Source organism: Amorphoplanes digitatis, assembly GCF_014205335.1.
Taxonomy (GTDB): Bacteria; Actinomycetota; Actinomycetes; order Mycobacteriales; family Micromonosporaceae; genus Actinoplanes; species Actinoplanes digitatus.
This window is the reverse complement of sequence record NZ_JACHNH010000001.1, coordinates 6358018-6382772: the sequence shown is the minus strand read 5'-3', so window position 1 is coordinate 6382772 and position 24755 is coordinate 6358018. Positions and strand designations below refer to the sequence as shown.

General features: G+C 71.7%; 4 protein-coding genes and 3 pseudogenes. All 7 read left to right on the top strand.

What is annotated here, in order from left to right; translation table 11 throughout:
* Positions 1-24: 24 nt before the first annotated feature.
* A complete protein-coding gene (locus tag BJ971_RS27790; protein ID WP_203709274.1) occupies positions 25-6765 on the top strand; it encodes a type I polyketide synthase in 6741 nt (2246 codons plus the stop codon).
* Positions 6766-6788: 23 nt separating this feature from the next.
* On the top strand, positions 6789-9782 hold the full coding sequence (locus tag BJ971_RS27785; RefSeq protein ID WP_184996143.1) for a type I polyketide synthase: 2994 nt from the start codon (positions 6789-6791) through the stop codon (positions 9780-9782).
* Positions 9782-14274, top strand: a pseudogene (locus BJ971_RS27780) (amino acid adenylation domain-containing protein); the annotation flags it as partial. The gene BJ971_RS27785 and the pseudogene BJ971_RS27780, both read left to right, overlap by 1 nt.
* Positions 14257-16260, top strand: coding sequence for a non-ribosomal peptide synthetase (locus tag BJ971_RS27775; RefSeq protein WP_369076837.1), 2004 nt, complete (start codon positions 14257-14259; stop codon positions 16258-16260). The pseudogene BJ971_RS27780 and the gene BJ971_RS27775, both read left to right, overlap by 18 nt.
* Positions 16257-21848, top strand: coding sequence for a type I polyketide synthase (locus BJ971_RS27770; RefSeq protein WP_184996140.1), 5592 nt, complete (start codon positions 16257-16259; stop codon positions 21846-21848). The genes BJ971_RS27775 and BJ971_RS27770 overlap by 4 nt, the downstream gene beginning before the upstream one ends.
* Positions 21845-23254, top strand: a pseudogene (locus BJ971_RS42695) (condensation domain-containing protein); the annotation flags it as partial. The gene BJ971_RS27770 and the pseudogene BJ971_RS42695, both read left to right, overlap by 4 nt.
* Positions 23237-24628: pseudogene (locus BJ971_RS42690) on the top strand (non-ribosomal peptide synthetase); the annotation flags it as partial. The pseudogenes BJ971_RS42695 and BJ971_RS42690, both read left to right, overlap by 18 nt.
* Positions 24629-24755: the final 127 nt, after the last annotated feature.

Sequence of the window (24755 nt, the reverse complement as noted above, 5' to 3'; positions counted from 1 at the left end):
GGGATCCGTACGGACGAGACGCTAGTGGACCGATTCCGAGACGTCCTCGAACGGCGCGCTGACGCGCCGTTCTACCGGTTGCTCGGCGAGGGGGAGGATGAGCCGCGGGTTCTCAGCGGGACGGCCCTCGACCGGAGGGCCCGCGCTATCGCGGTCGCGCTGCGCGAGCGGGCGGCCGTCGGCGATCGGGCACTGATCCTCTGCCCACCTGGCCTCGACTACGTCGCCGCCTTCTTCGGCTGCCTCTACGCCGGGGTGGTCGCGGTGCCGGCCTATCCGCCGGATCCGGGCCTACTCGCGCGGATGCTTCCCCGGTTGCTCGGCGTGATCGAGGATTCCACCCCTGCGGTGGTGCTGGCGCCCGCCTCCGCCATGGCGATGAGCGAGCAGATCGCGGCGCTGGCACCCGGCATCGGGGAACTGCCCTGGCTGGCGGTCGACGAAGTGGACGAGGCCGCGGCGAGTGAATGGCGCCGTCCCGGACTGCGGAGCGAAGATCTTGCCTTCCTGCAGTACACCTCCGGCTCCACGGGCCGTCCCAAGGGCGTGATGCTCAGTCACGCCAACCTGCTCGCCAACCTGTCGGCGATCGACCACCACATGCTGGAAAGAGGCGGCAACGAGCCGAGCAGTGTTATCTGGCTGCCGCCGTACCATGACATGGGACTCATCGGTGGTCTCCTGCTGCCTGCCTACCGCGGCTACCCGGTGACGTTCATGTCGCCGCTCGCCTTCCTGAAACGGCCCGCTCGCTGGCTGCGCGCCGTCTCGGACTTCCGGGCCACCCACAGCGGGGGACCCAACTTCGCCTTCGACCTCTGTGTATCGAAGATCTCCGAGCAGGAGCGCGCCGGTCTCGACCTGAGTGCCTGGCAGGTGGCCTTCACCGGCGCCGAGCCGGTTCGTGCCGAGACAATGGAGCGGTTCGCGCGGTCTTTCGCGCCTAACGGGTTCCGCCGCTCCGCGTTCTACCCCTGCTACGGGATGGCCGAGGCCTCACTGCTCATCGCCGGCGGCGGGCGCACCACCGAACCGCCCATGCTGCGGGTCCGTGCCGCCGCACTCGCGCAGCACCGCGTCGAGCCCGCCGAGCCGGGGGACGACGCCCGGACCCTGGTCGGCTGCGGCCGGATCATCCCCGGGCACCGGCTCGTGGTGGTCGCCCCCGAGACGTGTACCCCGCTGCCGGGCGGACGCGTGGGCGAGATCTGGGTCGCCGGTCCCAGCATCGCGCGGTCGTTCTGGGGCCGTCCGGAGGACAGCGCGGCGCAGCTGGCGGCGCGGCTCGCCGACGGCGACGGGCCGTTCCTGCGCACCGGCGACCTGGGCTTCCTGGACGGCGAGGAGCTGTACGTCACCGGCCGGATCAAGGACCTCATCATCATCGCGGGCAAGAACCACTATCCGCAGGACCTCGAAGCCACGGTCGAGACGACGCATCCCGCGCTGCGCCGTGGCGCCGGCATCGCCTTCTCGGTCGACACCGGCGACGCGGAGCGGCTCGTCGTGGTCCAAGCGGTGACCGTCAACGCCGCCCGTCTCGACACCGAGGCGATCCTCTCCGCTATCCGGACGGCGGTCGCGGCGGACCACGGGCTGCAGGTGCACGAGGTGCTGCTGGTCAAGCCGGGGAGCATCCCGAAGACCTCGAGCGGCAAGCTGCAACGCCATGCCTGCAAGGAGGCCTATCTGGCCGGCTCCCTTCGCGTGGTAGCGGGCTGGAACGCGGACGTCGAAGCGCTCGTCCCGGAAACAACGCCGTCCGAGGTGCGGCTTCCAGCCTTCGCCGCCCGGGTCGCACTGGAGGCACAGCTTCTCCAGGAGATCGCGGCACGCCTGCATGTCGCCCCCGAGCGCCTCGACCCCCGGCGTCCGTTCGCGAGCTACGGCCTGCAATCGCTGGAGCTCGTGGGGCTGATCGGCGATCTCGAGCGTCGGCTGGGCCGCACGCTGCCGGCCACCCTCGCGTGGGAGTACCCGACCGTCGAGGCTCTGGCGGCCTTCCTGACCGCCGACGGTGCCGACGAGCCCGCGCCCGCGTCCGCCCTGCGCGTGGAGGGCTCCGACCCGATCGCCATCATCGGGATCGGCTGCCGGTTCCCCGGCGGCGCCGACGGACCGCACGAGTACTGGCGCCTGCTCCGCGAGGGCACGGACGCGGTGACGGAGGTGCCCGCCGACCGGTGGAAGTTCCAGGACTTCGCCGACGACGACCCGGCCGCACCCGGGAAGACCACCACCCGGTGGGGCGGGTTCCTGCATGGCGTCGACCGCTTCGATCCGGCCTTCTTCGGCATCTCCCCGCGCGAAGCCTCGAGCATGGACCCGCAACAGCGCCTGCTGGCGGAGGTCGCGTGGGAGGCATTGGAGGACGCGGGGATCGTGCCGGAACAGCTGGCCGGCTCGCCCACCGGCGTCTTCATCGGCATCGCCACCAACGACTACGGACACCTGCAGTTCCAGCGGCTCAACCAGATCGACGCGTACACCGGCACCGGTAACGCGCTCAGCATCGCCGCGAACCGCCTCTCCTACCTGTTCGACCTGCACGGGCCGAGCCTGGCCATCGACACGGCGTGCTCATCCTCCCTGGTCGCCGTCCAGCAGGCCTGCACGAGCATCGCACAGGGCGACTGCACGATCGCCCTCGCCGGCGGCGTGAACCTCATCCTCTCGCCCGCGCTCGCGATCAACTTCGCCAAGGCCGGGGCCATGGCCCTCGACGGGCGCTGCAAGTCGTTCGACTCCCGAGCCGACGGATACGTGCGGGCCGAGGGCGCCGGGATGGTGGTGCTGAAGCCGCTCTCCCGGGCGCTGCGCGACGGTGACGCCGTCTACGCCGTCATCCGCGGCGGCGCGGTCAACCAGGACGGCCGGACCAACGGACTCATGGCCCCCAACCCGCGCGCCCAGGAGGCGGTCCTGCGCACCGCCTACGACCGGGCGGCTGTCACGCCCGAAGACGTGCACTACGTCGAGGCACACGGCACCGGCACGCTGCTCGGCGATCCCATCGAGGCCAAGGCCCTCGCCGCCGTGGTCTCGGCACGCCGCGACCGCGCGAACCCCTGCCTCGTGGGGTCGGCCAAGTCGAACCTCGGCCACCTCGAGGCCGCGGCGGGCATCGCAGGCCTGATCAAGGTAGCCCTGATGCTGCGCCACCGCCGCATCCCCGCGAGCCTGCATTTCCGCGAGCCCAACCCGCACATCGCCTTCGAGGAACTGGCGCTGCGCGTCGCCGACGCCGACCAGCCCTGGCCGGCCGGGGACGGCCCGGCCCTGGCCGGGGTCAGCGCCTTCGGGTTCGGCGGAACCAACGCCCACCTGGTGCTCGAGGAACCCCCGCCGCGCGTCCCGTCGCAGCGGACCACCGACGGCCGGACCCATCTGCTGGCCATCTCCGCCCCCACCGAGGCTGCGCTGCGTGAGCTCGCCGCCCGGCACGCGACTCAGCTGGCAGAACCCGGCGCCGAGGCCTTCGTGGCACAGCACTGTGCCGCCGCCGCGGTACGCCGTACCCATCACGCGGAGCGGATGGCCTGCGTAGGCCGAACCGCCGCCGAGCTGAGCGACACCCTCGCCGCCTTCGCCCGCGGTGGAGAACGCCCGGGGCTGATGCGGGGAGACCGGCGCGTAGGCCGCCACTGCCGTGTGGCCTTCGTCTTCTCCGGCCAAGGGCCACGCTGGTGGCCCTTGGCTGCCGATCTGCTCGACCAGGAGCCGGTGTTCCGCGAGATGCTGGAGCGCTGCGACGCCTCGCTGCGACGCCACGTCGACTGGTCGCTCATCGAGCAGCTCACCATGGCGCCGGAACGTTCCCGGCTCGCCGACCCCGGCGTCGTGCAGCCGGCCACCTGCGCCCTGCAGATCGCGCTCGCCGCCCTGTGGCGGTCCCGGGGCGTCGAGCCGGCCGCGGTGGTTGGCCACAGCGTGGGTGAGATCGCCGCCGCCCACGTCAGCGGCGCGCTCGATCTCGACGACGCCCTGCTGGTCGCCCTGCACCGCGGCCGGGTGATCCGCACGGTGATCGGCAAGGGGAAGATGGCTGTCGTCGGGCTCTCCTTCGACGAGACGCAGACAGTCCTGCAGCGACTCGACGACGGGCTGGTCTCGATCGCCGCCAGCAACGGGCCGGCCTCGACGGTCATCTCCGGCGAGGTAGCCGCGGTGGAACACCTCGCCGTCGAACTCGACGCCGAAGGCATCTTCTGCGGCGTCCTCGAGTCTGTCGACTACGCCTCGCACAGTCCTCAGATGGAGCCGCTGCAGCCCCTGCTCCGCGACGCTTTGGCCGGCCTCACGCCGCGGCCGCCGGCACTCACCATGGTCTCCACCGTCACCGGGCGGCCGATCGGCGGCGCCGGCCCCGACGCCGAGTACTGGGCGACGAACCTGCGCCGGCCAGTGCTGTTGGACCGTGCCGTCGACACCCTGCTCGACGACGGATACGACGCCTTCGTCGAGATCTCCGGCCACCCCATGCTCGGCGGCGTGCTCGCCGGCAAGCTCGAGGCACGCGGGCCTCAAGGCACGGTAGCGGCGTCGCTGCACCGCGACCAGTCCGGCCACGTCGCCCTGCTCGGCGAACTCGGCCGGCTGTACTGCGCCGGCTACCCCGTCGACTGGACGCGCCTCTACGGCACCGTCCCGCCCGTGGTGCGCCTTCCCGCGTACCCGTGGCAGCGTGAGCGCTGCTGGCTTGACGACAACGACGCCGAGGTGGCGCCGCCGCCGCGCTCCGCCGTCGAGGATGTGCTCTGGCAGGCGATCGAGCACGGCGACCTCGAGGCGCTGGGCACGGTACTGGGGCTGACCGGCGCGGCCCAGCGCGCCGCCCTCGCCACTGTGCTGCCTGCCCTCTCGGACTGGCGCCGGGACAGCCGCGACCAGGACACCGCCGACGCCTGGCGCTACCGGGTCACCTGGACTCCGCTGCCCGCGCCGGCCGCGCCGTCGCTGGCAGGCACGTGGCTCCTCGTGACCCCGGACAGCCCGGCCGAGGACGAGCTCGCAGGCGGGGTACGTGCCGCGCTCGTCGCACAGGGCGGCGTCGTGGTCGATGTCTGCGCCGCGGACGCCGACCGTGCAGCCATCGTCGCTGAGCTGCGCCGGTCGGCCGGGCATGGGACCACCGTCCGCGGCGTCGTCTCGCTCCTCGCCCTCGACCAGACGCCGTTGCCCGGTCAGCCCGGCCTGACGCGTGGGACGGCGCAGACCATGGCGCTCGCGCAAGCCCTGGGCGACGCCGAGGTGGGCGCGCCGTTGTGGCTCGTCACTCGCGGCGCCGTGTCCACGGGCCCGGCGGACCCGCCCGCGCATCCGCTGCAGGCGCTCGTCTGGGGGCTGGGTCGCGTGGTTGGCCTGGAACACCCGGATCGTTGGGGAGGCCTCATCGACGTCGGCGGCTCGCTCGACGCGGGCACGGTCGAGCGCCTCGCCGTGGCTCTGAGTGGCCCACAGGAGGAGGACCAGCTGGCGGTACGCCCGGCCGGACTCCTCGCCCGGCGGCTGGTGCGGGCGGCTCCCGACGACTCCCTGCCGCCCACCTACCAGCCTCATGGGACGGTGCTGGTCACCGGCGGCACCGGCGCCCTGGGCACCCACCTGGCGCGTTGGCTCGCACGGCGTGGCGCCGACCATCTCGTGCTCGCCACCCGGCGTGGCCCGGCCGCCCCCGGCGCCGCCGGCCTCGAGGCCGAGCTGACCGCACTCGGCGCACGCGTCACCCTGGCCGCCTGCGACGCGGCCGACCCGGATGCGCTCACCGCGCTGCTCGGGCGGCTCGACGCGGACGGCACCCCGGTCCGAGCCGTCTTCCACGTCGCGGGCGACGTCTCGCTGGTCAAGCCGCTCGCCACGACCACCACCTCCGAGCTTGCCCAGGTCGTGTCCGGCAAGGACGCGGGCGCAATGAACCTGCACGAGCTGCTCCCCGGCCGCCTCGACGCCTTCGTGCTCTTCTCCTCCGTCACGGGCGTATGGGGGAGCGGCCACCAGTGCGCATACTCCGCCGCCAACGCCTTCCTCGACGCGCTCGCCGAGCACCGCCGCGGCCTGGGGCTGCCGGCCACCTCGGTGCAGTGGGGCCCCTGGGCCGGACAAGCACACGACACGCACCAGGGTGAGCTCGAGCGTCGTGGCCTACGGCTCATGACGGCCGGCCCGGCCCTGGCCGCGCTTGGCCGCGCGTTGAGCCGCGAGGAGACCACGATCCTCGTGGCCGACATGGACTGGTCGCTCTTCGCCCCCGCCTACTCCGCGGCGCGTGCCCGGCCCCTGCTGTACTCCCTGCCCGAGGCGCAGCACGCCCTCCGGCAGGACGGTCCGTGCCCGATCACCGACGGGGCCCGGCCGGGCGAGCTGCGCCGTGCGCTGCTGGCTGTCGAGCCAGGGCGGCGCCGCCGGGAGCTGCTCGTCGACCGCTGCCGGGTGGAGATCGGCCGGGTACTGAAGCTCGACCCGGCCCGCGTCGATGCGACCGCGCCGTTCGACAGCATGGGCTTCGACTCGCTGCTCTCGCTGGAGCTCAAGAAGTTGCTGGAGAGCGCCGTCGAGGTCGCCCTGCCGGCCACACTCGCCTGGCGCTTCCCGACCATCGACGCGCTCGTCCCGTTCCTCGCCGAGCGAATGGGGATGGCGCTGGACACCGCCACCGTGGACACCGGGCCCGCCGCGCCGGTCCTCGACGTCGAGACGCTGAGCGACACCGACATCGAGGCGCTACTCCTCGATCGGCTCCAGGCCATCGAAGCAGACCCGACATGACGCTGCCGACGAAAGGGCTTGAGATGAGCCAGCCAGACACGACCGGGACGCTCTCCTCGACGCTCAAACGCGCACTCGCGGCCATCGATCGTCTTCAGCGTGAGCTGGAGGAGGCCCGCCGGGGTCGCTTCGAACCCATCGCCGTGGTCGGCGTCGGCTGCCGCTTCCCGGGCGGGGTGGTGGACGCCGACTCGTACTGGAAACTGCTCGAAGGCGGTGTCGACGCCATCCGGGAGGTTCCGCCCGACCGCTGGGACGTCGACGCGTTCTACGAGGCCGGAGCCGGCCGGCCGGGGAAGATGACCACGCGGTGGGGCGGGTTCCTCGACGACATGGACCAGTTCGACGCGGCGTTCTTCGGCATCTCACCCCGCGAGGCCGAGGCGATGGACCCCAATCAGCGCCTGGTACTGGAGGTCGCCTGGGAGGCACTCGAGCACGCCGGCTACGCCCGGATGGCCGGAAGCCGGACCGGCGTGTTCGTCGGTGTGATCGGCAGCGACTACGGCATCCAGCGGTTCACCGATCCCGACGACGTCACGCCCTACGCGGTGACCGGGAACGCACACAGCATCGTGTCGGGCCGCCTGGCCTACCTGCTCGACCTGCGCGGCCCGGCGGTGTCGGTCGACACCGCCTGCTCCTCCTCGCTGGTCTCGGTCCATCTCGCCTGCCAGAGTCTGCGGTCCGGTGAGTGCGATCTGGCCCTGGCCGGCGGCGTCAACGTCATCCTCTCGCCGCTCGCCACCGTCGGCTTCTCGCAGTTCGGAATGATGTCGCCGGACGGGCGGTGCCGGACCTTCGACGCCGCCGCGAACGGGTTCGTCCGCGGCGAGGGATGCGGGATGGTGGTCCTCAAGCGCCTCTCCGATGCCCTCGCCGGCGGCGACGACGTCCTGGCCGTCATCCGCGGTGGGGCCGTCAACCAGGACGGCCGCAGCACCGGTCTCACCGCGCCCAATGTGCTGTCCCAGCGCGAACTGCTGCACAGCGCGCTAGGGGCGAGCGGCGTCGAGGCCGGCCTGGTCTCCTACGTCGAGGCGCACGGCACCGCGACCACCCTCGGCGATCCGATCGAGATGGAGGCGCTGGCCGAGGCCTACCCGGCGGCACCGGGCTCGGAATGGCACCTGGGCTCGGTGAAGACCAACTTCGGCCACCTCGAGGCGGCCGCCGGAGTCGCGGGGCTCATCAAGGTGATCCTGGCGCTACGCCACCGTGCGATCCCCCCGCACCTGCACTTCGAGCGGCTCAACCCGAATGCCGACCTCGAGCGTCCGCCGTTCACCGTCCCGACCCGGCTGACCCAGTGGGCTCCGCGCGACGGCCGCCGCGTCGCCGGCGTGAGCAGTTTCGGCCTCAGCGGGACCAACGTCCACCTCATCGTCGAGGAGGGCCCGGCCCGGCCATCCGTGGGCGAGGACACCCGCCGCCCGCTGTCCGTCCTCGCCCTGTCCGCCCGCAGCGACGCCGGCCTGCGCACCCTCATCGCCGGCCACCGCGAGCGGCTCGGGCACGGAGCGACAGCACCGGCGGCGGACCACTGCTATTCCGCCAACACCGGCAGGGTCCACTTCGCACACCGGCTCGCGGTGGTCGGCGGCTCGCCGCAGGAGCTGGACCTGGCCCTTGCCCGCGCGCTGAAGAGCTCAGCCCTACCCGTGGAGAACCGCAGACCGGAGGTGGCGTTCCTCTTCACCGGTGACGACGGCGAAGGCGCCCTGAACCCGGGTACAGCGCGCGACCTGTACGAGGCAGCACCGGCCTTCCGAGAGGCACTGGAACATTGCGACGACCTGCTCCGGCCGGAGCTGGAGGTTCCCCTGCTCTCGATTCTCTTCCCCGCGGACCCGGACGCGAAGCACCTCCGCCGTCCCGCGCTGGCACAGCCCGCACTCTTCGCGGTCGAGTACGCGCTCGTCGAACTGTGGCGCTCATGGGGTGTGGAGCCCGCTGCCGTACTCGGCGATGGCCCGGGAGAGATCGTCGCCGCCTGCACCGCCGGGGTGTTGAGCCTCGAGGGCGCACTGCGACTCACCACGGCGCGTGCCGCGGCCGCTGAAAGCGCGTGGGACACGGCCGGCCTCGAGTCATTGCGCCGAGCCGCCACTGAGATCACCCAGGTGCCACCGCGGATTCCGTTCGTGTCGAGCATGAGCGGGACGCTGCTGCCGTGGGACGCGGTCCCCGACGCCGAGCACTGGATCCGGCAGGCACGCCGGCCCGCCCGCTTCGCCGACGGCATCTCGGCCCTGCGCGACCTCGGGCTTGTCAACTTCCTCGAGATCGGCCCGGATGAGACCCGGCGCGGCCTCGTCGAAGAGGCCGACTCCGGCGGTGACCTGCGGTACGCGTCCAGCCTCCGCGCGGGACAGGACGACTGGCGCAGCATCCTCCACGCCCTTGCCGGGTTGTACGACCACGGCGTGGAAGTCGACTGGGCCGGGTTCGACAGCAGCTACGTGCGTACGCGGGTACAGGTACCCCACTCGCCGTACGTGCGGTCCCGCCACTGGTACGACCTGCCGAGCGCCGCCAGCGCCGCGGTCGTGTCCCGCGACAGGACCGGACCGCAGGAAGCGCTGGAACCCCTTCTCACCCGCGAGACGCTGCTGGCAGTGCCCGAAGGGCGTTTCGATGTCCTCGCCGGCCAACTCGCGCGCGGTGTGGGGGCGGCACTCACCTTGGGCAGCGGCCCCCGCCGGCGTACCGGAGCCGCCGCCGTCGAGGTGGGACTCGACCAGCCGTTCCTCGAGCTGGGCCTGGACTCGCTCATGGCAATGGGTCTCAGAAACCAGATCCGGACCCAGCTCGGGGTCACCCTGCCCATCGCCACGCTCCTTCAGGGCGCGTCGGTCAGGCGGGTGACGGAGCAGATCCTGGAGCGCCTCGCCGCCGGCGAGGAAACCGGCCCTGCCGCCCCGCCGCAGGCCGACGACGAGACGGCCGCGCTCCTCGCCGACCTGGAACGGCTGCCCGAGGACGAGGCCCGGGCGCTGCTCAGTGAGGGACGCTGATGCCGAGCCTGGGACAGCGACTGGCTGAACTCACACCCGAACAGCGGCTGTCTCTCGCGACGCGGCTCGCGGTTCAGGACCGCGTGAAGACGTACCCCATGTCCTCCATGCAGCGGCGGCTGTGGTTCCTGGAAAGGCTGACACCCGGCACCACTGCCTATGTCGTGCCCGCCGCCGTGCGCATGCGCGGCGCCCTCGACCACACGCTGCTCCGCGGCGTCGTCGCCGAGCTGGTCCACCGCCACGAATCGCTGCGGACGACCTTCGAGGAACGCGACGGAGTCACGGTCCAAGTGGTGGCGCCGCGCGCCGTCGTGGAGATGTCAGAGGAGGATCTCCGGGGTCTGCCCGCACCGGAGCTCGAGACCGCCCGCTCCGCGCGGATCGTCGCCGAGATCTCGGCACCGTTCGACATCGCGGCCGGACCGCTGCTGCGGCTGAGGCTGCTGCGCACGGCGGACGACGAACACATCCTGGTGATCGTCCTGCACCACATCGTCTCGGACGGCTGGTCGGTGAGCGTGCTCTTCGCGGAGTTCGCCGCGCTCTACGCGGCCTTCGCCGAGGGCCGCCCCTCTCCGCTGCCGCCCCTCGAGATCCAGTACGGGCAGGTCGCCCAGCTGGAGGAGTCGGCGGAGGACCTCCACTACTGGACAAGGCGTCTCGCCGGGGCCCCGCCGGTGCTGGAACTGGCGCTGGACCATCCGCGCCCGCCGGCACAGTCGTTCCACGGTGCGTCCTGGCACTTCGACCTTCCGGCCATGCTGGTGGGTGACCTGGCCGCCGCCGGCCGGGCTCACGACGCCACGCCGTTCATGGTCCTGTTGGCCCTGTTCCAGGTGCTCCTGTATCGCCACACCGGGCAGGACGACGTGGTCGTCGGCATTCCCGTGGCCAACCGTGGCCGGGCCGAGCTCGAAGGACTCATCGGGTTCTTCGCCAACACCCTGCCCATTCGTACGGACCTCTCGGGCGACCCGTCCTTCGCCGAGCTGCTGGAGCGCGTGCGTGACACCTGCGTCGGCGCGTACGCCCATCAGGAGGTGGCCTTCGAGAAGCTCGTGGAGGAGCTGAAGCCGCCGCGTGACCTCAGCCGACCGCCCGTCGTCCAGGTCAGCTTCGCCCACCAGACCCAGCCCCTGCCCACCCTGCAGGTGGCCGGTCTCGAGTTCTCGCGGGTCACCATCCGCAGCGTCGCGGCGCGGTTCGATCTGGAGCTGCAACTGGTCGACGACGGCGAGGGCCTGAGCGGCCTCTTCGAGTACAACAGCGACCTCTTCGACGAGGCGACCATCGCGCGGATGGCCGGTCATCTGCGCCGTCTGGCGCAGGCGGCGGCGGCCGATCCGAGCCTGCCCATCGGAGCGCTCCCGCTCCTCGGGGCCGACGAACCGGTCCGCAGCGGGAGCACCCGGCGCACCTGGCCCACACGTGATGCCGCCCACCTGCGGATCGCGCGACAGGCACTCGAGACGCCCGCGGTCGAGGCGCTCAGCTTCGAGCAACAGCGTCTCGGCTATGCGGAGCTGGACAGGCGGGCCAATCAGCTCGCCCATCGGCTCCGTAGGCTCGGGGTGGGCAAGGACGTGCTGGTGGGCCTGTGCCTGGAGCGCTCGCTCGACCTGGTCGTCGCGCTGCTGGCCGTGCACAAGGCCGGCGGCGCGTACCTGCCCCTCGACCCGGCCTATCCACGGGCACGGCTCGCGTTCATGCTCGAGGACTCGCGTACGTCGGTGGTACTCACCCAGCGCCGCGTGCGCGGGGACGTCCCGGCCGGTGCCGCCACCGTGCTGTGCCTCGACGACCTGGCCGAGGAGCTCGCCCACGAGCCGGCATCCGCGCCCGACGGGGAAGTCGACGACGACGACCTCGCATACGTCATCTACACCTCGGGTTCGACCGGCAAGCCCAAGGGCGTACAGATCCCGCACCGCGCCCTGACCAACTTCCTGCACTCCATGCAGGAACGCCCCGGCATCGCCCGCGACGATGTCCTGCTGGCCGTCACCAGCCTGTCCTTCGACATCTCCGTCCTCGAACTGCTCCTGCCCCTGGTCGCGGGTGCCCGCCTGGTGATGGTCCCCCGGGAGGTGACTGCCGACGGCCATGCGCTGGCCGAGGCCCTGGACCGCGCCGGGGCCACGCTCATGCAGGCCACACCCTCGACCTGGCGGATGCTGGTCGCGTCGGGCTGGGCAGGCAACCGGGGCCTGCGGATGCTGTGCGGCGGCGAAGCACTGCCGCGCGGCCTCGCCGACCAGCTCCTGCCCCGGGGCTCGGAGCTGTGGAACATGTACGGCCCCACCGAGACCACCGTCTGGTCGGCGGTGTCCCGGGTCGGCCCCGGACCGGTCTCCCTCGGCGACCCCGTCGCCAACACCGAGCTGCACGTGCTCGACCGGCGCGGGCAACCGGTCCCGGCCGGGGTCTCGGGCGAACTCCACATCGGCGGTGCCGGGCTCGCGCGCGGCTACCTCGGCCGGCCCGACCTCACCGCCGAGCGTTTCGTCGCGCACCCGGCCCTGACCGGTCCGGCCGAACGGCTCTACCGCACCGGCGACCTCGTGCGCCGGCGCGGCGACGGGAGCCTCGAGTTTCTCGGCCGCATCGACCAGCAGGTGAAAGTGCGTGGCTTCCGGATCGAGCTCGGCGAGATCGAACTGGCCCTCGCCGCCCACCCCGCGGTGCACGCGGCTGTGGTCACCACTCGCGAACACGCCGGGGATACCCGCCTCGTCGCCTACCTCGCCTGCGATGAGGCACCGCCGACCGCGCAACTCCTGGCACTTCTCCGGGCACGCCTCCCCGAGTACATGGTGCCGTCGGCGTTCGTGTGCCTGACCGCATTTCCGCTCACACCGAACGGGAAGATCGACCGTGCGGCGTTACCGGAGCCGGAGTTCGGCCGCACCGGCATGCAAACGCCCTACCAGGCCCCCCGAGATCCTCTGGAGCGCGCGGTCGCCGACATCTTCGGCCAGCTGCTCGAGGCCGAGAAGGTGGGCGTCGACGACGACTTCTTCCTGCTGGGCGGCCACTCACTGCTCGCCACCCAGGTCGCCACCCGGCTGCGGACGGTCCTGGGACTTGAGCTGCCGCTGCGGGAGCTCTTCGAACACCCGACCGTCGCCGCGCTGGCAGGCCGGCTGCGCGAGCGAGGCGCGCAGATCGCCGCCGCCCCTCGCCCCGTGACCGTGCCGCGCCGCCCCGATCCCCGCCTCGCGGTTCCGCTCGCCTTTGCCCAGCAGCGGCTGTGGTTCCTGGAGCAGCTGTCACCGGGCAACCGGGCCTACCTCCTGCCCGCGCGCCTGCGGGTGCGCGGGCACCTCGACACCGCGGTGTTCCGGCGGGCCTGCGACGAGGTGATACGGCGCCACGAGGCGCTGCGCGCGGTCTTTCCCGAAGCCGACGGACACCCCCGGCTCGTGGTGCGCCCGGAGGTCCCCGCAGCGCTGGAGGTGCACGACCTCACCGGCACACCGGCAGAAGAGATCGACGCGGAGATCCACGCCAGGGCCGAGCGCTTGTTCACCGACCCCTTCCAGCTCGCCGACGGTCCGCTGCTGCGCTTCGAGGTGCTCAGGATCTCCGAGACGAGGCCGTGGTCCTGCTCGCCATGCACCACATCGTCTCCGACCAGTGGTCCCTTGGCGTTCTGCTCCACGAGGTACTGACCCTTTACACCGCGTTCGCCGCGGACCAGGAGAGCCCCCTGCCCGCCCTTCCCGTCCAATACCCGGACTTCGCCCTCTGGCAGCAGGACACGCTCGGCCACGCGGCGGGCGGAGCCGACCTGGAGCACTGGGTACGGCAGCTGCGCGGCGCGCCCGCCGAGCTCAGCCTGTCGCTGGCGGCCACCCGCCCGCCGGAGAAGAGCTACCGCGGCGCCGTGCTGGAGCTGGACATCGCGGCACCCGTCCTGCGGGAGCTGCGGCTGCTGGGCCGCAGGGAGGGCGCCACGCTCTTCATGGTCCTCGCCGGAGCCTTCCAGGTCCTGCTCTCACGCCTCAGCGGCGCCGAGGACATGGTCATCGGTACGCAGGTGGCCAACCGGCGGCTACCCGAGATCGAGCCCCTGATCGGGCTGTTCGTCAACACGCTGGTCCTGCGCACCGACCTGTCCGGCGACCCGAGCTTCCTTGAACTGCTACGGCGGGTGCGCCAGGTGTGCCTCGACGCGTACGAGCGCCAGGACGTGCCCTTCGAGCGGCTGGTCGAGGCGCTCAAACCGGAGCGCAGTCTGTCGCGTACGCCCGTGTTCCAGGTTGGTTTCGGTCTTCAGAACGTTCCGTTCCCAGCCTGGAGCGCCGGGGGTCTGACCGTCGAGGCGTTGCCGGTCGACGCCGGTACGGCCAAGTTCGACCTCGAGCTGCTTCTGACCGAGGAGGGTGACACCGTCCGGGGGCGCCTGGAGTACAGCCTCGACCTCTTCGACGAGGACACCGCTCACCGGATCGTGCGGTATCTCCAGCGGGTGCTCGCCGGTGCGGCCGCCCAGCCCGGCCAGTCCATCGGCAGCCTCCCGCTGCTCGACGAGACCGAGCACCGCGACGTCCTGGCGCTCGGCGACGGCGGCCGTCGTGAATGGCCCGGAGCCGGCTTCATCCACCAGCTGTTCGAGGCGCGGGCCCGTGCGACGCCGGATGCTGAGGCGCTGCGCTTCGAGGGCGAGCAGCTCACCTACGCAGAGCTGGACCGCCGTGCCAACCAGCTCGCCCACCGTCTCCGCCGGCTCGGTGTGGGCCGCGACGTCGTGGTGGGCGTATGCATGCAGCGCTCGATCGAGATGGTGGTGTCGCTGCTCGCCACGCTCAAGGCCGGGGGCGCGTACCTGCCCCTCGAGCCCGGCTATCCGCGCTCGCGTCTGGAGTTCATGTGCGAGGACGCCCGGGTGCCGGTGCTGTTGACGCAGCACAGCATGCTGGGGCAGCTGGCCGGCGTCCGGGCGGTCGTGCTCTGCGTGGAGGAGCTGGCCGGCGAACTCGGGCGCGAGCCGGGGGAGCCGCCCGCGGTCGAGGTCGGCGGCGAGGACCTCGCCTACGTCATCTACACCTCTGGCTCGACCGGGCGCCCGAAGGGCGTCATGAACGTCCATGCGGGCATCCGGAACCGGCTGTTGTGGATGCAGGACACCTACGGGCTCGATCCGTCCGACCGCGTGCTGCAGAAGACACCCTTCTCCTTCGACGTGTCGGTGTGGGAGTTCTTCTGGCCGCTCATGACCGGAGCCTGCCTGGTGATGGCGCGCCCCGAGGGCCACAAGGACGGCCGCTACCTGCTGGACACCATCCAGCGCGAGGCGATCACCACGGTGCACTTCGTGCCTTCGATGTTGCGCGTGCTCCTGCTGGAGGACGACGTCGAGGACTGCCGCGGCCTGCGCCGGGTGATCTGCAGCGGCGAGGCACTCTCCCGCGAACTGCAGGAGGACTTCTTCGCCCGCTCGGCGGCGGAGCTGCATAACCTGTACGGCCCGACCGAGGCGGCCGTCGACGTCACCGCCTGGGCCTGCCGCCGCGACGGCGACCCCCGGCCGGTACCCATCGGCCATGCCATCGCCAACACGCAGATGTACGTGCTCGACCGGCTGTTGCGGCCGGTCCCGGCCGGCGTGACCGGTGAGCTCTGCATCGGTGGCCGCAACCTGGCCCGCGGGTACCTCAACCGCCCGGACCTCACCGCGGAGCGGTTCGTTGCCCACCCGTTCGACCCGGTACCCGGCGCCCGCGTCTACCGGACCGGCGACCTGGCACGATACCGCGACGACGGGGCCATCGAGTACCTGGGCCGCCTCGACCATCAGGTGAAGCTCCGGGGTTTCCGCATCGAGCTCGGCGAGATCGAACAGGTCCTGGGCGGCCACCCCGGAGTTCGCGAAGCCATCGTCATCGCTCGCCGACACGCCGGCGACACCCGCCTCGTGGCTTACCTGTCCGGTGACGACCCGCCCACGCCAGGTGAGCTCGTCACGTACCTCAAAGCGCTGCTGCCCGACTACATGGTGCCCGCCGTCTTCGTCACCTTGCCCGGCTTCCCGCTCACGCCCAACGGAAAGGTGGACCGCGCCGCCCTGCCCGAGCCGGAGGTGTCCCGAACAGAGCTGGCCACGCCGTACGAGGCACCCCAGGACCGGGTCGAGCGGACCATCGCCGAGGTCTGGACCCGGCTGCTGGGCATCGACCAGGTGGGGGTGAACGACAACTTCTTCGAGCTGGGCGGCCACTCCCTGCTGGTGGCCGAGCTGCGTCACGCGCTGCGAACGCAACTCCAGCGACCTCTCACGCTCGTCGAGCTGTTCCAGTTCCCGACCGTGCGCTCGCTCGCCGAGCACCTCGCCGGCGCCTCCGGCGCCGCGGTGGACCCGATAGTCAACGCCCGCGAACGGGTGAACAGCCGGCGTGAGGCGCTGACGGAACGCCGTCAGGCGGCCGCCCGCCGCGCCCGCTACCGCACCGAATCCCAGGAGAGTGCGCCATGAGCGATGCGACCAACGACCCGTCACAGGTGGCCATCATCGGCATGGCAGGACGCTTCCCGCAGGCGGCCGACGTCGAGGCACTCTGGGCCAACCTTGCCGCCGGTGAGGAGAGCATCTCCTCCTTCACACAGGAGGAACTTCACGAAGCCGGCGTCAGCGCCACACTTCTCACCCAGCCGGGCTATGTCCGTGCCAAGGGCGTCCTGGAGGGCGCAGACACCTTCGACGCTGCCTTCTTCGGTCTGAGTCCTCGCGAGGCCGAGCTCATGGATCCCCAGCACCGTGTCTTCCTGGAATGCGCCTGGGAGGCCCTCGAGTCGGCGGGACACGACCCGCGTGCCTTCCCGGGGCGGATCGGGGTCTTCGCCGGCGCGAGCCTCAACACCTACCTGCTCTTCAACCTGCTGTCGAACCGGAACCTGGTCGAGGCCCTCGGGCCGTACCAGACCCAGCTCGCCAACGACAAGGACTTCCTCGCCACCCGCGCCTCCTACAAGCTCGGCCTGCGTGGCCCGAGCATCACCGTGCAGACCGCCTGCTCCACCTCGCTGGTAGCGGTTCACCTCGCCTGTCAGAGCCTGCTGTCCGGGGAGAGCGACATCGTCCTCGCCGGCGGGATCTCCATCAACGTTCCCCTTCGCAACGGCTACCTGTACCAGCAGGGCGGCATCCTCTCCCCGGACGGCCACTGCCGCCCGTTCGACGCCGCCGCCAAAGGCACCGTCATCGGCAACGGCGTGGCTCTGGTGGTGCTGCGCCGACTCGCCGACGCACGCGAGCAAGGCGACATCATCGACGCGGTGATCCGGGGCTCGGCCGTCAACAACGACGGCGCCCTCAAGGTCGGCTACACCGCCCCCAGCGTCGAGGGCCAGGCCGAGGTCATCGCCGAGGCACTGGGGATGGCGGGAGTCTCGCCGGAGTCGGTGGGCTATGTGGAGACACACGGCACCGGCACAGCACTCGGCGACCCCATCGAGATCGCCGCCCTCACCCGCGCCTACCGCGAGGGCACCGAGTCGCGGGGCTTCTGCGCCATCGGCTCGGTGAAGAGCAACCTGGGCCACCTCGACGCCGCCGCCGGTGCCACCTCCCTCATCAAGGCCACCCTCGCGCTCAAATACGAGGCCATCCCGCCGAGTCTGCACTTCGAGTCGCCCAACCCGGAACTCGCGCTGGAATCCAGTCCCTTCTTCGTGAACACCACCCATCGTCCCTGGGCCCGCGACAGCCGGCCGCGCCGCGCCGGGGTGAGCTCGTTCGGCATCGGCGGGACCAATGCCCACGTGGTGCTGGAGGAAGGGCCTGTGCCCGACAGCGGCGAGCCGAGCCGCCCGTGGCAGCTCCTGCCCCTGTCCGCACGGACCGCACCGGCCCTGGCACAGGCGGCGGAACGGCTGGCGGAGCACCTCGAGCAGCACCCGGAGCAGGAGCTCGCAGATGTCGCCTACACCCTCGGCTCACGGCGGCGGACGTTCGAGCAGCGCCGGGCGGTGGCCTGCGTGGACCGCGCCGACGCCGTTATCCGGCTCCGGCAGGCTGCGCGCGACGGCGTGGCAGTCACCGCGGAGCGAGCCGCGAAGGTCGCCTTCCTGTTCCCCGGCCAGGGCACGCAGTACGGCGGCATGACGCGCGGGCTCTACGCCGACGAGCCGGTCTTCCGCGTCGAGCTGGACCGCTGCCTGGACCTGTTCGCCCCGCACCTCGGCGAGGACCTGCGCGCGGCCCTGTTCTCCGGGCAAGGGGCGGACCTCGATCAGACCGCGCTCGCCCAGCCCGCCCTCTTCGCTGTGGAGTACGCCCTGGCCCGCACCTTGATGGCCTGGGGCGTTGTGCCGCACGCCATGGCCGGTCACAGCATCGGTGAGTACGTGGCCGCCTGCCTCGCGGGGGTGTTCAGCCTGGAAGACGCCACCGCCCTGGTGGCGGCGCGCGGCCGGCTGATGCAGGCGACACCCGGAGGGGCGATGCTGGCCGTTTTCCGGCCCGAGGCCGAGACGAAAGCACTCCTCGATGAGCGGCTCTGCCTGGCCGCCGTCAACTCGACGTCGCTCTGCGTCGTCTCCGGCCCGGCCGGGGCCGTGGACGAACTGGAGCAACGCCTCGCCGCGGACGGTATCGGCCACCGGCGTCTGCACACCTCGCACGCATTCCACTCGGCCCTCGTGGAGGGCGCGGTAGAGCCCTTCACGGCGGAGGTACGCAAGATCCGGCTGCACGCACCGCAGACCCCGTTCACCTCCAACGTGAGCGGGACCTGGATCTCGGACGAGCAGGCCACCGACCCCGAGTACTGGGCCGCGCACCTGCGGTCCGCTGTCCGCTTCGCCGACGACCTGTCGACGCTACTCGCCGACCCCGACCTTCTTCTGCTCGAGGTCGGCCCCGGCCAGACACTGTCCACCTTCGCGCGCCAGCATCACTCCTGGACGCCGGAGCATGTCGCCGCCGGCACCCTCCACCAGCCCCGCGAGCAGCTCGCCGACCGGCAGGTGCTCCTCAACGGGCTCGGCGCGATGTGGGCCGCCGGCGCGGACGTCAACTGGGAGGCACACCACGCGGTCGGGCACCGGGCCAGGGTGCGCCTGCCGTCCTACCGCTTCCAGCGTCAGCGTTACTGGGTGGAGCCCGGACCGGCCGGCGCCTCCGCTGCCGATCCCGTTGACTGGACCTACTGCCCGAGCTGGCGCCGCCTGACGCCGTCTGCGGTCCAGCCCTCAACACCGGCGGGACCCTGGCTGGTGCTCGGGGCCGACCAGCCGTTCGGCCATGCGCTGTCGCAGTGCCTGCAAGCAGCCGGCAGCGCTGTCGTACGGGTATCCGCGGGTGCGGGATTCGCCCGGGAAGGCGAGCGCGTCTTCACCGTCGATCCGGCGAACCGGGAGGACTACCAGAGCCTGTTCGCGGCACTCGACGCAGACGAGGTCCAGCCGGAACGGGTCCTGCATCTGTGGAGCCTCGCCAATGAGCCCGGTCCTGCGCTCGACCCCGCCCGGCTGGAGCAGGCGCAGACCGGTGGCTTCTACAGCCTCCTGGCACTTGCCCAGGCGCTCTCGGAGCGTCCGGGACACCCGCCGACCGCGCTCGACGTGCTCACCCGTGGCGTCTTCAGCGTGACGGGGGAGGAGCAACTGCAGCCGGAGAACGCCACCGTGCTCGGGCCGTGCACGGTGATTCCGCAGGAGATCCCTGGTGTCGCCTGCCGCGTCCTCGACCTGACCAGCGCGACACCTGACACGCCGCTCGGTCCGTTCCTGGAAGGGCTGCGGTCCTCGGTGGCCGATCCGGTCCTGGCCTGGCGTGGTCACCACTGGTGGGCACGAACCTATGACACCGTTCATCTGGACCCGGCCGAGCCCGGCGGCGGGCGACTCCGCGACGAAGGCGTCTACCTCATCACCGGTGGGATGGGTGGGATCGGCCTCGCGATCGCCGAGCACCTGGCGCGCTCCGTGCGTACACCGGTGATCGGGCTGCTCGGGCGTAGTGCCTTCCCGGCGGAGGAGGCCTGGGAGCAGTGGCTCGCCACCCACGACACCGACGATGCGACCAGCGTCCGGATCCAGCGGCTTCGAGCGCTCCAGGGCCTGGGCGCTCGCCCGGTCGTGCTCTGCGCCGATGTCACCGACCTCGAGGAGACCAGCCGCGTGGTCGACGAGTTGCGGGCGCGCTTCGGCGCGCTCGCCGGCGTCGTGCATGCCGCCGGGGTCCCCGCACAGGGACTCCTGGCCGGCACCTCGCGAGCCGCCGCCGACGCTGTCCTCGCCGCCAAGACGCGCGGCACGCTGGTGCTCGACGCGGTGTGCGCCCGGGACCCGCTCGACTTCTTCGTCCTGTTCTCGTCACGGACCGCGATCCTGGGCGGTCCCGGCCAGGCCGACTACAGTGCCGCCAACGCCTTCCTGGACGCCTTCGCCGCCTCGAAGGCCACGGACGGCTCCGCACCGGTGACGGCCGTGGCCTGGGACACCTGGCGGGATACCGGCATGTCGACGGCTCTGCCCGCGCTGCCGGGCGACGGCGAGGACTTCGGCCACCCCCTGTTGCAACGCCGGCTGCAGAAGACCGAGGCCGCCGAGGTCTTCCGCACCACCCTGCGCACCTCAGACAGCTGGATCGTCGACGAGCACCGGATGCTGGGACACGGCCTGGTCCCCGGCACCACCTACCTGGAGATGGTCCGGGCCGCGGTGGCGCCGGAGGCCGCGGGCAACGAGATCGAGTTCCGCGACGTGCTCTTCACCCTGCCGGTGATCGTGCCCGACGGGCAGACCCGCGACCTGTATACGACCCTGGAACGCAAGGACGGCAACCTGAGCTTCCGGATCCAGAGCCGGGCACCGGGGCCGGCCGCGGGCTGGCAGGAGCATGCCACTGGTTCCGTGCTGCTCCGCGAGCCTGTGGAGCGTTCGCGTCGTGAGGTTACCGAGCTTCTCGAGGCGTGCGGAGCCGGGGAAGTGATCGAGGGGGAGGAGCAGCTGCGGCGCCGGCTGCGCCTCGACTTCGCCGCCGGGGACGGGATCATCCGTTTCGCGGTCCAGGGCCGCTGGCGCTGCCTCACCCGGATCCACGTCGGCCCGCGAGGCATGATCGCCACCCTCGAGCTGCCGGAACAGTACGCCGCGGACCTCGACACATACCTGCTGCACCCGGCGCTGCTGGACGTGGTGGGCGGAGCGTCCCGCGTGCACGCCGCCGAGGGCTACTACCTGCCCTTCTGGTACGGGAGCCTGCGTGTCATCCACGGCCTCACCCGCCGCATGTCCTGCCACATCCGCATCAAGCAGGACGGCGACTCCTCCGGCGAGACCCTTGTCTGCGACGCCGACGTCTACGACGACCAGGGCAAGCTGCTGGTGCAGCTCGGTGAATTCATGATGAAGCGCATCCACGAACCCGAGGCGATGCGCGATCAGATGGAGAGCGCTGCGGCGGAACCGGCTGAGGCACCGACCGCGGAGACCGGCGGGCTGGCCGCGCTCCACGCGCTGGCCACGGGCATGAGCGTGGCACAGGGAACCGAACTGTTCGGGCGAATCCTTGCGGCACGTCCATTGATGGCGCAGCTCGTCGTCTCCACCCAGGACCTCGCCACGGCCCAACGCCTGGCCGCCGCGATCGATCCGGCCCGGCTGGCCGCCGAGCTTGAGCACACACCAGCCCCCACCGCAGTACACCCGCGCCCGGAGCTGGACACCCCCTACGAGGCGCCGGTAACCGAGGCCGAGCAGGCCATCGCCGGTATCTGGCAGGACACGCTCGGCGTCGAACGGATCGGTCTGCACGACGACTTCTTCGCCCTCGGCGGCCACTCACTCGCCGCGGTCCAGCTCGGCACCAGGCTGCGCGGGCACTTCGGCGTGGACCTGGCCCTGCGCGACTTCTTCGACCTGCCCACCGTGGCCAACACCGCCCGGCTGCTGGCCGGCGCGGGAGAGCCGGCGCAGGCGCCCGCCCCCATCGCGCGGCTGGCCCCGGACGAGCCGGGCGAGGCCCCGGATGTGGACGGGCTCTCGGACGATCAGGTAGACGCCATGCTGCGGGACCTTCTCGCCGCTGAGGCGGCGGAAGGGGGAACGGGCGCATGAGCACCATCGACCTGAACGGCCTCTCGGCGAACGAGAAACGCAGGCTCCTGACCGAGCGGCTGCTGCGACCGCCGCGCGTGCGCGAGTTCCCGCTGTCCTTCTCGCAGCAGCGGCTCTGGTTCCTGGAACAACTGGTTCCCGGCAGCGCCGCCTACAACGTCCCCACGGCGGTACGCATCCACGGGCCGCTTGACCTCGGCGTGTGGCGGCGCAGCTGCGACGAGATCGTGCGGCGCCACGCTGCGCTGCGCACCACCTTCGCCGAGGTCGGCGGACGGCCCGTGCAACGGGTGGCCGAGACCGGGCGGGCCGACTTCGCGGTGGTCGACTGCACCCACCTGTCCGGCGACGACCGCGAGCGGGAGGTCCAGCGGCTGGCGCGCGAGCAGGCCCAGCGGCCCTTCGCGCTGGGCGACGGTCAGCTCATGCGGGTGAGGTTCCTCCACCTGGCGCCCGAGGAGCACGTCCTGGTGCTCACCATGCATCACATCGTCGCCGACCTGTGGTCGATGGCGGTGGCGGTCCAGGAGCTGACGGCCCTCTACCCGGCGCTGCTCGCCGGCGCCCCCGCACCGCTTCCCGAGCTCCCCGTCCAGTACACCGACTACGCCGCCTGGCAGCGCGACCGGCTGCAGGGGCCCGGTCTGGCCGACGACCTCACCTACTGGAAGGAGGTCCTCAACGATGCCCCACCGGTCCTCGACCTGCCCACCGACCGTCCACGCCCGCCCGTGCAGACCTCACGGGGTGGCTCGACGGCCTTCGAACTTCCCGGCACCCTCATGGAGGACCTGCGCGCGTTGAGCCGCCGCGAGGGCGCGACGCCCTTCATGACGCTGCTGGCCGCGTTCACCGTCCTGCTGTGGCGCTATTCCGGCCAGGACGACCTCGTGATCGGCGCGCCCATCGCCAACCGGACCCGGCCCGAGACCGAGCGCCTGATCGGCTTCTTCGTCAACACGCTGGCGCTGCGGGTGGATCTCAGCGGTGACCCCACCTTCCGCGAGCTCCTGGTACGGGTACGCACGGCGTCCCTCGGCGCCTACGCCCACCAGGACCTGCCCTTCGAAAGGCTGGTCGAGGAGCTGCACCCCAAGCGCGACCTGTCCCGGTCACCGCTGTTCCAGGTGTCATTCGTCTTCCAGAACATCGCCATGCCCGACCTCGACCTCGACGGCCTGCGGGTCACCCCGATGACGCTCGAGAGCGCCACCGCCCGCTTCGACCTGGAACTGCAGGTCTTCGACCGCCCCGACTCTCTGAGCGGCTGGTTCGAGTACAACGCCGACCTCTTCGACAGAGCCACGATCGAGGCACTCTCCGCGGCGCTGCGCCGGCTGGCCGAGCAGATCGCCGAAGACCCCGACCGCCGGCTCTCCGAACTCAGCCTGCTCGGCGAACCGGCCCGGCAGCAGCTGGCGCGGGAACCCAACGACACCCACCGCGCCTGGCCCGACCTCGCCTGGGCGCACCGCGGCGTCGAGGCGCGGGCGCACGCGACCCCCGGGGCAGAGGCACTGCGCAGCGGCGATCGAACACTGACCTACGCCGACCTCGACCGCCGCGCCAACCAGCTCGCACATCACCTGCGCAGGCTGGGTATGGGGCACGGGGACCTGGTGGGGATCTGCACCGAACGCACCCCGGAGATGGTGGTGGCCGTTCTCGGCACGCTCAAGGCCGGCGGTGCCTACGTGCCGCTCGACCCCGGCTACCCGCGCGAGCGGCTCGCCTTCATGCTCGAGGACTCGGGACTGAAGATCCTGCTGACCCAGCGCAGCCTCGTCGCCGGGCTGCCCGAGCCGTCCGCGCGGATCGTGTGCCTCGACGAGGCCGCCGCCGAACTGGACACCGAGGACGCGACACCACCGGACGTCAAGACAACCGGCGACGATCTCGCCTACGTCATCTACACCTCCGGCTCGACCGGCGAACCCAAGGGCGTACAAGTCCCTCACCGCGCCCTGGCCAACTTCCTGCGCTCGATGCAGGAGCGGCCGGGTATCACCGCCGACGACGCTCTCCTCGCGGTGACCACCCTCAGCTTCGACATCTCCGTGCTGGAACTGCTCCTGCCGCTCACCACCGGCGCCCGGGTCGTCCTGGTGAGCCGCGACGTGGCCGCCGACGGAGACCAGCTCCGCGAGGCGTTGTCCAGGTCCGGGGCGACGCTCCTGCAGGCCACCCCCGCCACCTGGCGAATCCTGCTCGACGCCGGGTGGACGCCACCGCCCGCATTCCGCATGCTCTGCGGCGGCGAAGCCCTTCCCGCAGACCTGGGACGCCGGCTGACCCGCACCGGCGCGGAGCTGTGGAACATGTACGGCCCCACCGAGACCACCATCTGGTCGGCCATCTCCCGGGTCGGCACCGGGCCGATCTCCCTGGGCGAGCCCATCGCCAACACCGAACTCCACGTGCTCGACGCCCGCGGTGCGCTCGTCCCGCCAGGCGTACCCGGAGAACTCCACATCGGTGGTGCCGGACTGGCACGCGGCTACCTCGGCCGGCCCGAACTCACCGCGGAGCGTTTCGTGCCCCATCCGTTCCCCATCGGCTTGGGTGGCCGGCTGTACCGCACCGGTGACCTGGTCCGCCGCCGCGGCGACGGCACCCTCGAGTTCCTCGGCCGGATCGACCATCAGGTGAAGCTACGCGGATTCCGCATCGAACTGGGCGAGATCGAGGCGGCTCTGGCCCGGCAGCCGGCCGTACGCCAATCCGTCGTGATGGTCCGCGAGGACGCACCCGGCGACCAGCGCCTGGTGGCGTACGTGGTGGCCGATCCGTTCCGCGCCGAGCCCGACGCGTACGCCGACGATCTGGACCAATGGCGCAACATCTGGGACACCGCCTACGACGAGCCCGGTCCCGGCGTCGACCCCACCTTCGACATCAGCGGCTGGA